Raw genomic sequence first — 14156 nt, forward strand, 5'->3', positions numbered from 1 at the left:
GGTTAATTACGCATTTTGCTCGCATCTTCAACTTTTCTTTTTGAGCTATTTCCGCGCTTCGTGATAAACTGCGCGACTTATTTATGAATACAGATCAGGGCGAACAATGGCCAATAATGGACTGTCTAAGACTGAGAAAAGAGTCGCGTTTTCACTAGCCAGTGTATTTGGGCTACGCATGATGGGCTTGTTTATGATCATGCCTGTCTTTGCGTTGTACGGACAACACCTGGAGGGGTTCTCTCCCCTGTGGGTGGGGATAGCCATCGGGGCCTACGGCCTAACCCAGGCCATCTTGCAGATCCCTATGGGGATCCTATCGGACAGATATGGCCGCAAGCCTATCATTCTTATCGGCCTGGCCCTGTTTGCGCTAGGTAGCCTGCTGGCCGCCTCGGCCGACTCTATCTATGGGGTCGTCGCCGGACGTGCCCTACAGGGGATGGGGGCGATTGCCGCCGCCGTACTGGCCCTGGCCGCCGACCTGACCCGGGACGAGCAGCGCACTAAGGTGATGGCCATCATAGGCATGTGCATCGGCTTCTCCTTCGCACTCTCTCTGCTGGTGGGCCCAATTGTGGCCGAGTATCTCGGTCTGTCTGGCCTGTTTGCCATGACCGCGGGCCTCGCACTGCTGGGGATGGTGATAGTGCAGCTTTTGGTACCAAACCCTATAGGTCAGGCACCCAAGGGTGATACCGTTGCCGCGCCTGCTAAGCTCAAGGCGATGCTCACCGATCCACAGCTGTTTCGCCTGGATGCGGGTATCTTCATCCTGCATCTGGTGTTAACCGCCGTGTTTGTTGCGCTGCCGCTGGATCTGGTAGATGCGGGTCTGGCGAAAGAGAAACACTGGATGCTCTATTTCCCGGCCTTTGTGGGGGCCTTCTTCCTCATGGTGCCGCTGATCATTATAGGGGTGAAGAAGAAAAACACTAAGGCGACTTTTCAGATTGCGCTGCTTATCATGATCGCCGCTCTGGGCGCCATGGCGTTGTTTGCCAATAGCCTGATAGTGCTGAGTGTCGCCGTGGTGCTCTTCTTTACCGGTTTCAACTATCTCGAGGCATCCCTGCCAAGTCTGATCGCTAAGTTCTGCCCCGTGGGCGACAAGGGCTCGGCCATGGGGGTCTATTCCACCAGTCAGTTCCTCGGCGCCTTCTGTGGCGGTCTGCTGGGTGGTGGTGCTTATCAGCTGCTGGGTGCGGCGGGTGTCTTTACGGTGGCGCTCGGTCTGATGTGTCTCTGGCTATTGCTGACATTCGGTATGCAAAATCCGGTTTTATTAAAGAGTTATACCCTGGAAGCCGAAGTCGAAGGCAAGGAACAGGCCCGCGCCATGGCGACAGAGCTGTCGCAGCTGCCCGGCGTGGCCGAGGCGATCGTGGTGCTCGAGGAGAAGGTCGCTTATTTGAAAGTTGATGAGCATTTCGATTTGAGACAGGCGCGAGCTGTGTTAGGCTCTTCCAATTAACAGATCCACGGCCGAGTGTGGCCGGGTATCTGTACCTAATTTAGATTTATAAGATTATCGCAGGAGATTTCAATGGCCAGTCGTGGTGTCAATAAGGTAATTTTGGTCGGTAACTTGGGGAGAGATCCCGAGGTTCGTTACATGCCAAACGGCAACGCCGTAGCCAACTTTACAGTGGCGACCAGTGAGTCTTGGAAAGACCAGCAAGGTCAGATGCAAGAACGTACAGAATGGCACAACATTGTAATGTACCGTCGTCTTGCGGAGATCGCCGGTGAGTACCTGAAGAAGGGCTCGAAGGTGTATCTGGAAGGTAAGTTGCAGACCAGCAAGTGGCAGGATCAGCAGACGGGACAAGATCGCTACAAGACAGAGATCAACGTCAACGAGATGCAGATGCTAGACAGCCGTGGCCAAGGCGGTCAGGGTGGTCAGCAGGGTTATGGTGCGCAGCAGCAAAACCAGAACCAGTACACACCTCAGCAATCTGCTCCAGCACAGCGTCAGCAACAGCCTCAGCAATCTGGCGTAGCCCCACAGGGTGGTTATGGTGCCCAGCAACAGGCTGCACCACAGCAGCAAGGTTATGGCGCTCAGCCGCAGCAGGCCCCAGCCTATGCGCCTAAGCCACAGGCGGCGCCGCAACAGCCAGCGCCACAGCAGTCGCCGCAGCAGCGTCCAGCACCTCAGCCACAGCAGAACTTCACACCGGATCTGGATGACGGTTGGGACGACGATATCCCCTTCTAGGCGGATCGCGAACCCCAGAAACGCTAACCTTAGTGTTAAAACCCTGCCTTGGCAGGGTTTTTCTTTTCTTAGGCTCTATTACGCCTTCACTCTGCTTCTCGAGAGTCAGTCGAACCTCCTAGGGGAGTGTTCATTTGTTGCCATGCGGTGTAAAATGCGCGCCCAGCCCGTCAAAGGGCGACTGCTAAACTTGGGTTACCCTTTTTATGTCATCTGCCACTATGCCAACTGCTATTAATCGCACCTTCTCCATTGCCCCCATGCTCGATTGGACCGACAGGCACTATCGTTATTTCGCACGCCTGATGTCTTCCGAGTTGCTGCTCTATACCGAGATGGTAACGACCGGGGCGATCATCCATGGTAAGGGCGATTATCTGGCTTATAACCAGGAGGAGCATCCGCTGGCGCTGCAGCTAGGGGGTTCCAATCCAGAGGACCTGGCTAAGTGTGCCAAGTTGGCGGAGGAGCGTGGCTATGATGAGGTTAACCTCAATGTGGGCTGCCCGTCGGATCGCGTGCAGAATGGCCGTTTCGGTGCCTGTTTGATGGCCGAGCCTGATCTGGTAGCCCAGTGTGTGGCGGCGATGAATCGGGTGGTGGATATCCCGGTAACGGTGAAGACCCGTATCGGCATCGATGAGCAGGACAGCTACGAGTTTCTCACCGAGTTTGTCGACAAGGTGAGTGCGGCTGGCTGCGACACCTTTATTATTCATGCCCGTAAGGCCTGGTTGCAGGGGCTGAGTCCCAAGGAGAACCGCGAGATCCCCGAGCTCGACTATGACAGAGTATATCGACTCAAGCGGGACTACCCTCAGCTGAGCATCTCCATCAATGGTGGGGTCAAGACACTAGAAGAATGCGGCGAACATCTTAAACAGCTAGACGGCGTCATGGTGGGCCGCGAGGCCTATCAGAATCCTTACTTGTTGGCTCAGGTGGATCAGCAGCTGTGCGGTCAGGATAAGTCTGTGCTGAGTAGAGATGCCGTTTTGGAGAATATGATTCCCTATATAGAGAAACATCTAGTGTCCGGTGGCCGCCTGAATCATATTACCCGTCACATAACAGGTTTGTACCAGGGAGAGGCGGGGTCGCGTGCCTGGCGTCGTTATCTGAGTGAGAATGCTCACAAGCCCGGCGCCGGTATCGAGGTGGTGCATGAGGCTAGAGCCAGCATGGAGCTCAAATAAAAACCTCGTATAAACAAAGTATTGAATAAGCTTCTTGCTGAGAGCCGCTGATATCACAGCGGCTTTTTTTGTCTAAATTTTAAACTTTTTACTAAAGGTGGTGAAAATTACCAGCCTGTAGTGAAACTCACTATCTTCTTATCCTGCCGCCTCAGCCCTAATGAGTGTCTTAACGGTATGAAATTTTATAAATTCATATTTATCATGTAGTTACATTGTTTTTATAAAGTTGGCACACCCCTTGTATTGTCATAGATGTCATAAACGAAATGGAAAGGAAGACATCATGAACAAGTTAACTAAAGTATCGCTAATCGCCTCTCTACTGGTCGGTGCCAGCTTCTCTGCCTCGGCAGATGATTTTATCCCAACGGACATCACGGCCAAGCTGGAGCGCAACCTGGCGACTCAGATGCAGGAGATGATGGTGACGGCTCAGCAAGAACTGACACTTTCACTGCAGACACAGCTGTCTGAGTCACTGTTTGATACTAACCTTAAGCTGGCAGAAACGGCGGTAAAAACCGAAGAAGCGCCGATGAAGAGCGCAATGGTTAAGGAATAAGTTCTGGTTAAGTAATCACTCTGGTTAAGGAATACCATTGGTTAGGGAATCATTATGACTTATCTGTTTGAGTTGGCAGCACTGTTACTGCTCCCTGTTTTGAGCTTCGCGCTCTGCGCAACCTTAGTCTGTACCCTGAAATGGCATAAGGTGTTATAGCCGGGGCTCACGATTTTGTTGATAGTGAAGGACAAGTATTATGAATATCGATGATCTGGTAAGAAGGTTAAAAAATCCCCGCAGCATGGTGTGTGGCGTGGCGGCGATGACGGCAGATAAATTTGCCTGGTCTTGCCTATGGACTCGTGTCGTATGGGCGGTAGCAGCCTTTATGAATCCGGCCTTCGTCTTGTTAGTTTACTTTGTGTTGGCACTGGTTCTGCCGAAATGGAAACCTGGTTACTAGCCGATAGGGAATAAGAGCGTGAAGGGACGTACGACTTTAAAAAAAGCGCTGGATATCTTGCTAGCCCTAGGGGTCATCCTCTTAGTTTCGGCAGTCCTGTTGACCCTAGGTCATTATTTTGAAGCGCGTTGGTTTTATATCAGCCTGGAGTCTCCCCAGTGGATAGACATCGGGTTGTGGAGTACGGCGCTGGTCAGTGCCCTACTATTGATTTTGTTGCTCTGGCTTACCCTGGCCTTTAGTTTTATCGCTTTGGTCACCGCTTTTTGCGTGTTGAGCGCCATCGCCATGTTGTTCGCCGGCTTTTCGTTGTTTTGGCCGTTAATTCTGTTATTGCTGGCAGCCTGGGGCGTAGGCCAAGCTAGCCGGGTCGACTAGCCGGGCCCAACGGTTATCTGCTCAGAAAGGCGTTAAATTGTGCCTTGGCCTCGTCGCTTTGCAGGCGATCTGCAAATTCTTCTAATTCTCTTAGCATCTGTTCCCTAATGAGTGCGTTATCGCCGCGTATCAAGCGGCGGCTGGCCCTGAGTGCCTGAGGTGGCTTCTTCGCCAGCTTGATGCTTTGGGTCAGGGCATGACTCATCAACTCATCGCCTGGCAGCAGATCATTGATAAGCCCAATAGCGAGGGCACTTTGAGCATCGAAGGCCTCACCGAGCAGCAGCAGTTCGCTGGCCTTGGCCTGGCCTACCAGTCGGGGAAGCAGTAGGCTGGCACCGGCCTCAGGCACCAGTGCCAGATTGACGAAGGGGAGTTGAAACTTGGCCGTGTTGTCGGCGTATACCAGGTCGCAATGTAGTAGTAGGGTAGTGCCTATGCCGACGGCCGGGCCGCTGACCGCAGCAACCAAAGGTTTAGTCAGATCCAGCAGGCTGAACAGAAACTTGAATGCCGGATGATCTGGCCCTAAGTCACTATTTTTTAAAAAGTCAGCAACATCGTTGCCCGAGGTGAAACAATCGCCTTCACCTTTGAGGAGAAAGGCGTTAATTCCGTTGTCTGACTCCCCTTGGATAAGGTATTCTGTGAGCTGAGTATACATCTCAAGGTTAAGCGCATTACGTTTTTCGGGGCGATTGATCGTGATGATGCGTACGCCCTGCTCATCCTGAAATTGAATGTTACTCATGGGTCAATAATCCTTATATGGCAAATGGGGTTAAAAAGGAGTTTAAGGCATTGAAACAGATTTTCAAACACGCGTTTAATTTTGTCCTGCTATCATGCACTTCATTTTCCGTATTGGCAAACGTCATGTTTGTCGATGGCTATGTCAGGGCCATGCCGCCGAGCGTGCCCAATAGTGCCGCCTATTTCACCCTGATGAACCACGGGCCTGAGGTCGAGCTTGTCGGCGTCGAGACCGAGGTAGCCGCCGAGGCGCAGCTGCATACCCTGGTGGAAGAAGAGGGCGTAGTGAAGATGCGCCAATTACCCAAATTTACCCTGGCCAGCCACGCGAACCTCGAGCTCATGCCCTCGGGTAAGCATGTGATGCTGCTGGGATTAAAAAAACCGCTGACGGAAGGACAGGAAGTGGTGTTAAGGCTAAAGTTTAGCGATGGCAGCGAGCAACAGGTGACGCTGCCAGTCAGCAAGCAAGCGATAGCGACACAAGATGATGGCGAGCACCATCATCACCATTAATGGAGTAAGAGTATGCAGGTAACATGGAAACGGGTCAGCCTGGCGGCCGCCGTCTTATTTTTGATTGGCTACATCATCAGCGTATGGTGGAGCATAGAGCCAGACAGCATAGAGCCCTATCAGCTCAATAACGAGACGGGCCATAAGATAGTGGGCTACGCGACCACAACCTCTTTGATTTTGACCATGGAAACCCTTCTCGACAAGAATGGTGGCTGGTTGTCGAACGATGTGATGCCGCCTTCGTTGTTTATGGACAACATGCCGGCCTTCGAGTTTGGTGCCATCGAACAGGCGCGGGATCTGGCGCTGATCATGCGCAAGGAATTTAGCCGTTCCCAATCGCAGTCGACTGCCGACAAAGATCTGCTGGCGGCCCACTCTAAGTTGAATATCGAACATACCAGCTGGTTAGTACCGAGCGCCGAGGGCGAGTATCGTGACGCCATCAAGCTGCTGAAGCTCTATCGTGCTCGCATCGCCGATACCAATAACCCTGATGCCCAGTTCTATGCCCGCGCCGACAACCTTAACGAGTGGTTGAAAGAGGTGCAGAAGCGCTTAGGCAGCATGTCTCAGCGCCTGTCTGCCAGTGTCGGTCAGGAGCGCATCAACACAGATCTGGCCGGTGACACCGAGGCCAGCCAGTCCACACCTAACTTAGCCAGCCAGGAGATCAAGACCAGCTGGTGGCAGATCGACGATGTCTTCTATGAAACCCGTGGCGCCACCTGGGCACTGCTGAACTTCATGAAGGCTATTGAGGTAGATTTTGCCGACGTATTGAAGAAGAAAAATGCTGAGGTCAGCTTGCAGCAGATCATTCGTGAACTGGAAGAGACGCAGCAGCCTGTGTGGAGCCCAATCGTGTTGAACGGTTCTGGGTTTGGCATAGTGGCCAACCACTCGCTGGTGATGGCCAATTATATTTCCCGCGCCAATGCCGCGGTGATCGATTTAACTAACTTATTGACTCAAGGCTAATTAGATGAAAAAAACACTACTTGCATGTGCTCTGCTCGGGTCTTTGGCAGCGACGTCTGCACAGGCGGCTACCGTAGTTGGCTTTAAGGTGGGCGGCGACTACTGGAACGCCGACACCGAGGGCACCTTTGCTCAGAAGGGCCAGGCTCAACAGGAGTTTGATTACAGCTCTTCATCTCAGGGGAGTATCTGGGTCGCCATCGAGCATCCGATTCCTTTAGTGCCTAACTTGAAGATCCGCGAAAACCGTCTGGATGCCGACGGCAAGGCGACCCTGACCGGTGACTGGGCATTCGGCGATCGTGTATTTAACGACGACGTGACCACGGCAAGCAACCTGAGCAATACCGATTTCGTGCTCTATTACGAGCTGCTGGACAACGACATCGTTGCACTGGATCTTGGCGCCGCCTATAAGAAGATGCATGGATCTTTCCGCGTACATCAGATCTCGCCATCTGGTGTGGTAGGAGCCTACGCACAGAAAGATCTTAGCGACGGTGTCGTCATGGCTTATGCCAATGCCGAGGTGGGTATTCCTGGCCTGGGGCTATACGGCTTTGCCGATGTGATGCAGGGCATAGACGAGAGCAGCGTCTATGATTACCAGTTGGGTCTGGGTTGGCAGTTTGATGGCGTGGCGTTAGATACCAAACTACGTGTCGGCTACCGTGACTTTAATTTCGACGTCAACAATTTCGATGGTGTGACCGCCAACATGCAGTTCAAAGGCTACTTTGCCGGCGTTGAGCTGGTCTTCTAAGGTTAGCCTTCTAACTCGCTAATTGCAGATAAAAAAACCGCCAAGTTGGCGGTTTTTTTATGGTTGAAGACTGACGTCTTACTGACTGACTTCAGGTGCCTTCAGGCCATTGTTGATGGCGATAACATCATCTTCACTCAGTGTGCCTGTAGCCTGTTTCAACGCCAGAATAGAGTTGATATAGCCGTAACGGGCATTAGAGAGCTGACGCTTAGAGTCATACAGGTCACGGGTACGGTTGAGTACGTCAACGATAGTACGGGTACCCACTTCGAAACCTGCCTGGGTTGCTTTCAGTGCGCTCTCAGAAGAGACCACAGATTGCTCATAGGCGCGGATAGAGCTGATTGAGGCACCAACGTTGTTGAAGTTGTTGCGCACATCTTTAACTACCTTGCGGTAGGTCTGTTCCATCTTCTCGCTTGCTTCAACGTATTGATACTGAGCCTGGTTAACCTTAGAGCTGACCTTAAAGCCTTCGAAGATAGGCACACTCAGTTTCAGGCCCACGTTGGCGTTGTCGTAATCGTTCAGATCACCTGCCTGATTCTTCTGTTCCAAGTTGGTGGTGTAACCTGCGTTCAGGCTCAGAGATGGCATGTGACCCGCTTTATAGAGCGAGATAGTCTGCTGCGCTATATCTTTACCGATACGCGTGGTTAGCAGATCCACACTGCTGTTTTCGGCCATCTTCAACCAATCCGTTGGCTTGGCTGGGCTTGGCGGTACCGCGGTGAAACGTGTGGTATCCAGTATGTCGATAGACTTGTGGTCTATGCCGGTGATCTCTCTTAGGGCTTCGTAGCTGTTTATCAGCTGATTTTCCGCCAAAATTTCCGATGCACGGGCCAAGTCGTATTGGGCTTGGGCTTCGTGTACGTCGGTGATGGCGGTCAGGCCCACGGCAAAACGCTGCTTGGTCTGCTCGAGCTGACGCTCGATGGCGCGTTTTTCCGCACCCTTGAATTCGTAGTTATCTTTCGCGGCTAAGACGTCAAAGTAGGCGCCTGTTACGCGAATGATGAGTGACTGAAGTGTCGAGGCATAGGCTGCATCGGCCTGTGAAGCCGCCAGCTCAGCAAGGTCGAGTCCAACCCAGGCGCTGTGATCATAGATCACCTGATTGAGTGACACTCCCGCGTCGAGTCCGCTGTTGTACACGCTATCATCAACATTCGTCCAGCGCTTTCCATAGCCGACGCTAGCGCTGATGGTAGGTAGCAAGGGAGCGCGGTTCTCTTCGATCTGCTCGTAGAGGCGGTCGCGCTGCGCTTGTGCCTGGAGCGCAATTGGATCATTGGTAAGGGCCTGCTGATATATCTGCAGTAGATCGTCGGCATGCACGGCAGAAGTCGTTGCCGCGAGAGTCAACGCTGCACATAAGGTGCGGATCTTAAATTTCATTAGCTGTCCTTTTTTAGACATAAATACTCCGAGGTGGAGCCATTTACTTAATAAAGTTAAGTGATGCTTCAGCGCAATTCATTTGCGCGAAGCGGTTTGCGCTTCCCGACGCTTCCCGATACATCTAAACTTATTAAGGTTAAGATATTAAGAAATTAACCATTTTTAAGTCAACAAGGAAGTGTAACAGTTTTTAACGGTAAATCTGCATTTTTTAGTGGTCTACATGATATATTGAGAGCCCTTGGGGATAAGCAACTACTAACTGAGTCGCGGGATGGGTAATGAGTCAGAAATTCACCAAAGATGATGTACAGATGCTGGGAAAAAGAACCCTGTTTCAGGGTTTTTTTCGTATGGAAGAGTACAGATTCAAACATAGGCTGTTTGCCGGTGGCTGGAGTCCGGAGGTGGTGCGTGAGGTGTTCGAGCGCGGCCACGCCGTGGTCGTGCTGCCCTATGATCCCGTGAGTGACAAGGTGGTGCTGATTGAGCAGATACGCATTCCCGTCGTGGAGTCTGCATCCACTCCCTGGTTGCTGGAGCTGGTGGCCGGCATGATAGAAGAGGGGGAGAGCGCCGAACAGGTGGCTCACCGCGAACTGCTTGAGGAGTCGGGCTTGGTGGCCAGCGAGATGCACTACATTAGTCAGTATTTTTCCAGTCCTGGCGGTACCAGCGAACGATTCGACTTCTACTGGGCCAGGGTCGATGCCAGTCAGGCCGATGGCTTGCATGGGTTAGATGATGAGCATGAGGATATCAAGGTGCACGTGATGCCGCGTGAGGCCGCCTATCAGTTGCTGCAAGACGGTACCATCAACAACGCCTCGACCGTGATCGGCCTACAGTGGTTGCAGCTTAATTATCAGAGCCTGAGGTCGGTCAAGTGAGCCTGTCGTTAAACAAGAGAAAGCCCGACTACCAGGCGAACGTGAGTCGTTTTCTCGCTTTGTGTAGTCGTAACTACTTCAATATTCTACGTTGGCTGCCCGCCGGTTATACGCAGGGAAAGTCCTGGCAGGTCGAGGGCGACTTCGGTTGTCTTAAGGTCAAGTTGCTGGAAAACACCCAATATACTCAATTAATTGAGATCTCCCGCCCGCTGAAAATTGCGCAATACGTTGATACACCTAAGGTTGTGGTGCGTGTTTACCATGACGCTAAATTAGCAGAAGTGTTAACTAGTCGACAGATTTATCGATTAAGACCGGTATATGATTATCCAAATATACGTATGTACCATAGAGACGAAAAGTATCAGGTAAATGCTTTTCTTGAAGAGTTACTCAAGATTGACAACCATGCCCGCATCATTTGTCAGTCCGAATCTTAGGGTTTTAATGTGCTAAAAGAGGCTATCTCTTATTCCATCGATCCAGATGAGAGCGTTAAGCTGGTCCAGGTGACGGATCCTCATCTTTTTGCCGATCCCGAGGCGCAACTGCTGGGTGTAAATACCGCACATAGCTTGGATGCTGTGTTGAACACCATTAAGGCCGTTGAGTATCCGGCGCATCTCTTGTTGGCAACCGGTGACATTAGCCAAGATTATTCCAATCAGTCTTATCATAACTTCGTCGCCGCCATTGAGAAGCTAAAGCTTCCCTGTCATTACCTGCCGGGCAATCATGACGATCCGCGTATCATGCACCTGCACATGCAGGGCCCCAGGGTCTATGGCGATAGGCGTATCTTGGCTGGCAAGTGGCAGATCATCATGTTGGACTCCACCGTCAGGGGCAAACCTGGCGGGCATATGGCCGACGGCGAGATGGAGCTCATCGAGGCTGCGGTGGCGGCTCATCCCGAGCTGCATACCCTGTTGGTGATGCATCACAATCCGATCCTGGTGGATTGCAAATGGTTGGATCAACACTGCATGGACAATGGCGAGGCGTTTCTCGATAGAGTCACTGCCATGCCTCAGATTAAGGGCCTGTTGTGGGGCCATGTGCACCAGAGCCTAGATCAGATGTATCAAGGCAAGACTGGCCTGGTAAAGTTGATGGCGACGCCCTCTACCTGCATCCAGTTTAAGCCCAAGTCTCCCTATTTTGCCCTCGATGCGCAGCAGCCAGGTTATCGTCTGCTGGAGCTAAAGCCAGACGGTAGCATCCTAGCCAACGTCTATCGGGTGCCCGGCAACAAGTTCTCGCCGGATCACGAATCGAGCGGCTACTAAGCGGCAAAACCCTTTTTAGAGTTGAGTCGATGCGTGTAAGACGTTGGGGTTAATATTTGGTTAATCGCCGCGCCGGTGTTAGCATCTTGATGCCCGATACTCGGCCCTAGATGTGTGGCGCAAAGCCAATCTGCCCGGTAAGCCGCTGTTTAGGGAGCAAATCGCCGTTTTATCAATCGCTGCCGAGGAAATATGCTGCTCTATATTCATGGATTTAATAGCTCACCGCACTCAGATAAAGGTGTGGTCACAGCCCGATATATTGCCAAGCATTTTCCCGATATCAATTTCGTTCAACCTCAACTCCCCGCCACGCCCAAGGCGGCCATGGTGCTGCTGACGGACCTTGTCGAACAGGCGCTGGCTCGCGGCGAAAGCCTCAGCTTTATCGGCTCTTCCCTTGGCGGCTATTTTGCGAGTTATCTGGTGGAGCGCTATGGCGGTCGGGCAGTGCCGGTCAATCCGGCGGTGAAACCCTTCGAGCTGTTTGATGAGTTTCTCGGTCCCCAGTACAATCCCTACACAGAAGAAGACTATCAGATTTTACCCGAGCACAAGCTGGAGGTGGCTAAGTACGATACGCCCGCCATCTCACATCCCGATCGATTCTTGGTGTTGCTGCAGTCTGGGGATGAGGTGCTTGATTATCGCCAAGCCGTGAATAAATACCAGTGTTGTCAGATGCTCATTGAGGCGGGGGGCGATCACAGCTTCGTCGGCTATGAGCAGCAGATGCAAGGGATCTGCGAATTTCTGTTTCTTGACAAATAGACATGTAGGGCCGCAACATGGCCTGAATAACAATATATTGTGTGTGCTATGACTAACCAATACACTTCAGATGCAATTGAAGTCCTCAATGGACTCGACCCGGTAAAACGTCGCCCCGGTATGTATACCGATACCACACGTCCAAACCACTTGGGACAAGAGGTGATCGATAACAGTGTCGACGAGGCCCTCGCGGGACACGCGACCAAGATAGACGTGGTGTTGCACAAGGACAATTCGCTCGAGGTGATCGACGATGGCCGTGGCATGCCGGTGGACATTCACCCCGAAGAGGGGATTCCTGGGGTCGAGCTGATCCTTACCAAACTGCATGCCGGCGGCAAGTTCTCTAACAATAACTATCAGTTTTCCGGTGGTCTGCACGGGGTGGGTATCTCGGTGGTGAACGCCCTCTCTAATCGTGTCGAGATCACGGTTAGACGCGGTGGTCAGGTCTATGAGATGGCCTTCGAGCATGGCGACAAGGTTGAGGACCTGACGGTTACCGGTACCTGTGGTCGACGCAACACGGGGACGCGGGTACATTTCTGGCCAACCGCCAGCTATTTCGACTCGGTTAACTTCTCCATTCCCAAGCTTATCTATCTGCTAAGAGCCAAGGCGGTACTCTGCCCTGGACTGCGCATCAAGTTTAACAATAAGCAGACGGGGGATGTCGAGGAGTGGTGCTATGAGAGTGGCCTGACCGACTATCTCAAGTCGTCGGCTAATGGCGTTGTGACCCTGCCACAGGAGCCTTTTATCGGCAGCATGAAGGGTAATACCGAGGCGGTGGATTGGGCTATTACCTGGCTGCCCGATGGGGGCGACGCCCTCAACGAGAGTTATGTCAACCTAATCCCGACACCGCTGGGCGGTACCCATGTGAATGGCTTCCGCCAGGGACTGCTGGAGTCGATGCGCGAATTCTGTGAGTTTCGCAATCTGATCCCTAGGGGGATCAAGCTCTCTCCCGAGGATATCTGGGATCGCAGCAGCTTCATCCTGTCGATCAAGATGCAAGATCCTCAGTTTGCCGGACAGACCAAAGAGAAGCTCTCCAGCCGTCAGAGTGCGGCGTTCGTCTCGGGCATCGTCAGAGACGCCTTCAGCCTCTGGCTCAATACCCATACGGACCAGGCCGAGGCCCTTGCCGAGATGTGTATCAGCAACGCCCAGAAACGTCTGAAGGCGGCTAAGAAGGTGGCGCGCAAGAAGGTGACCTCGGGTCCTGCGCTGCCGGGTAAGCTGACCGACTGTAGTGGCCAGGACCCTATGCGCGGCGAGCTCTTCCTGGTGGAGGGTGACTCGGCGGGCGGCAGTGCCAAGCAGGCGAGGGATCGTGAGTTTCAGGCGATCATGCCGCTTAGGGGGAAGATCCTCAATACCTGGGAGGTGGATGCCTCACAGGTGCTGGCATCCCAGGAGGTGCACGATATCTCTGTGGCCATCGGCTGCGACCCCGACAGCAACGATATTTCAGAGCTGAGATACGGTAAGATCTGTATCCTGGCGGATGCGGACTCGGATGGTCTACATATCGCGACCTTGCTGTGCGCCCTGTTCATGAAGCACTACAAGGTGCTGGTGGAGAAGGGACACATCTATGTCGCCATGCCGCCGCTGTTTAGGGTGGATGTGGGTAAAGAGGTATTCTACGCCCTAGATGAAGATGAGAAGCAGGGAATCTTAGATCGTATCAGCGCCGAGAAGAAGAAGGGTAAGGTGCAGGTGACCCGATTCAAGGGATTGGGTGAGATGAACCCTTTGCAGCTTAGGGAGACCACCATGGATCCCAATACCCGAAGGCTGGTACAGTTAACCATAGACGATACCGAGGATACCTTGGCTATCATGGATATGTTGCTGGCCAAGAAGCGTTCTGGCGATCGTAAGACCTGGCTTGAAACCAAAGGCGACTTAGCCCAGCTATAGCTATGTCATTAAAATAAAAAAGAAATCGTTAGACAAGCTTAATATAATGCAGAATAAAAGAGTTAGTTGTTATTTT

16 protein-coding genes are annotated in these 14156 nt (G+C 52.4%); 14 read left to right on the plus strand and 2 right to left on the minus strand.

The window, feature by feature from the left end:
* The first annotated feature begins 106 nt into the window (after positions 1–106).
* The 6 genes from GNT65_RS13510 (at position 107) to GNT65_RS13535 (ending at position 4769) form a co-directional block, all read left to right on the plus strand.
* A complete protein-coding gene (locus GNT65_RS13510; protein ID WP_160797058.1) occupies positions 107–1474 on the plus strand; it encodes an MFS transporter in 1368 nt (455 codons plus the stop codon).
* 72 nt (positions 1475–1546) lie between these two features.
* Positions 1547–2224, plus strand: a complete 678-nt coding sequence (locus GNT65_RS13515) for a single-stranded DNA-binding protein (protein WP_160797060.1) — start codon at positions 1547–1549, stop codon at positions 2222–2224.
* A gap of 206 nt (positions 2225–2430) precedes the next feature.
* Positions 2431–3420: a tRNA dihydrouridine(20/20a) synthase DusA gene (dusA, locus tag GNT65_RS13520; RefSeq protein ID WP_160797062.1), complete on the plus strand. Its 990-nt coding sequence runs from the start codon at positions 2431–2433 to the stop codon at positions 3418–3420.
* 286 nt (positions 3421–3706) lie between these two features.
* Entirely contained in the window at positions 3707–3985 is a 279-nt protein-coding gene (locus GNT65_RS13525; RefSeq protein ID WP_160797064.1) for a hypothetical protein, read from the plus strand.
* Positions 3986–4184: 199 nt separating this feature from the next.
* Complete coding sequence (locus tag GNT65_RS13530; RefSeq protein ID WP_011864344.1) at positions 4185–4391, plus strand: PspC domain-containing protein; 207 nt, start codon at positions 4185–4187, stop codon at positions 4389–4391.
* An 18-nt stretch (positions 4392–4409) separates the two neighbouring features.
* Positions 4410–4769 (plus strand): hypothetical protein, encoded by a 360-nt coding sequence (locus GNT65_RS13535; protein WP_160797066.1) that lies wholly within the window; start codon positions 4410–4412, stop codon positions 4767–4769.
* A gap of 13 nt (positions 4770–4782) precedes the next feature.
* Here the strand turns inward: GNT65_RS13535 and GNT65_RS13540 are convergent, their stop codons facing one another.
* Positions 4783–5520: an enoyl-CoA hydratase gene (locus GNT65_RS13540; protein WP_160797068.1), complete on the minus strand. Its 738-nt coding sequence runs from the start codon at positions 5518–5520 to the stop codon at positions 4783–4785.
* A 17-nt stretch (positions 5521–5537) separates the two neighbouring features.
* On the opposite strand from GNT65_RS13540, the gene GNT65_RS13545 reads away from it, so the two are divergent.
* From GNT65_RS13545 to GNT65_RS13555, 3 genes are read left to right on the plus strand one after another with little or no spacing between them, the layout of a single operon-like run.
* Positions 5538–6038, plus strand: coding sequence for a copper chaperone PCu(A)C (locus GNT65_RS13545; protein ID WP_160797070.1), 501 nt, complete (start codon positions 5538–5540; stop codon positions 6036–6038).
* Positions 6039–6050: 12 nt separating this feature from the next.
* Complete coding sequence (locus GNT65_RS13550; RefSeq protein WP_160797072.1) at positions 6051–7022, plus strand: DUF2333 family protein; 972 nt, start codon at positions 6051–6053, stop codon at positions 7020–7022.
* Positions 7023–7026: 4 nt separating this feature from the next.
* Positions 7027–7785, plus strand: coding sequence for a TIGR04219 family outer membrane beta-barrel protein (locus GNT65_RS13555; RefSeq protein ID WP_160797074.1), 759 nt, complete (start codon positions 7027–7029; stop codon positions 7783–7785).
* 78 nt (positions 7786–7863) lie between these two features.
* On the opposite strand, the gene tolC is transcribed toward GNT65_RS13555, so the two are convergent.
* The gene (tolC, locus tag GNT65_RS13560) at positions 7864–9189 is read right to left on the minus strand and encodes an outer membrane channel protein TolC (protein ID WP_160797076.1); all 1326 of its coding nucleotides are present in this window, start codon (positions 9187–9189) and stop codon (positions 7864–7866) included.
* A 284-nt stretch (positions 9190–9473) separates the two neighbouring features.
* Here tolC and nudF point away from each other — a divergent pair, with 284 nt between their 5' ends.
* The 5 genes from nudF to parE all read left to right on the plus strand — a co-directional run bounded on the left by nudF (position 9474) and on the right by parE (position 14080).
* Positions 9474–10082, plus strand: coding sequence for an ADP-ribose diphosphatase (gene nudF / locus GNT65_RS13565; protein WP_160797078.1), 609 nt, complete (start codon positions 9474–9476; stop codon positions 10080–10082).
* The gene (locus GNT65_RS13570; protein ID WP_160797080.1) at positions 10079–10525 is read left to right on the plus strand and encodes a DUF1249 domain-containing protein; all 447 of its coding nucleotides are present in this window, start codon (positions 10079–10081) and stop codon (positions 10523–10525) included. Before nudF ends, GNT65_RS13570 begins: the two co-directional genes overlap by 4 nt.
* Before the next feature lie 9 nt (positions 10526–10534).
* Complete coding sequence (gene cpdA / locus GNT65_RS13575; protein ID WP_160797082.1) at positions 10535–11374, plus strand: 3',5'-cyclic-AMP phosphodiesterase; 840 nt, start codon at positions 10535–10537, stop codon at positions 11372–11374.
* 192 nt (positions 11375–11566) lie between these two features.
* Complete coding sequence (locus tag GNT65_RS13580; protein WP_160797084.1) at positions 11567–12145, plus strand: YqiA/YcfP family alpha/beta fold hydrolase; 579 nt, start codon at positions 11567–11569, stop codon at positions 12143–12145.
* A 48-nt stretch (positions 12146–12193) separates the two neighbouring features.
* Positions 12194–14080 carry a DNA topoisomerase IV subunit B gene (gene parE, locus GNT65_RS13585; protein ID WP_160797086.1) on the plus strand — a complete coding sequence of 629 codons (1887 nt, stop codon included), beginning with the start codon at positions 12194–12196 and terminating at the stop codon, positions 14078–14080.
* The last annotated feature ends 76 nt before the right edge of the window (positions 14081–14156 follow it).

Origin of the sequence: Shewanella insulae, from assembly GCF_009831655.1 — a bacterium.
Lineage (GTDB): Bacteria > Pseudomonadota > Gammaproteobacteria > Enterobacterales > Shewanellaceae > Shewanella > Shewanella insulae.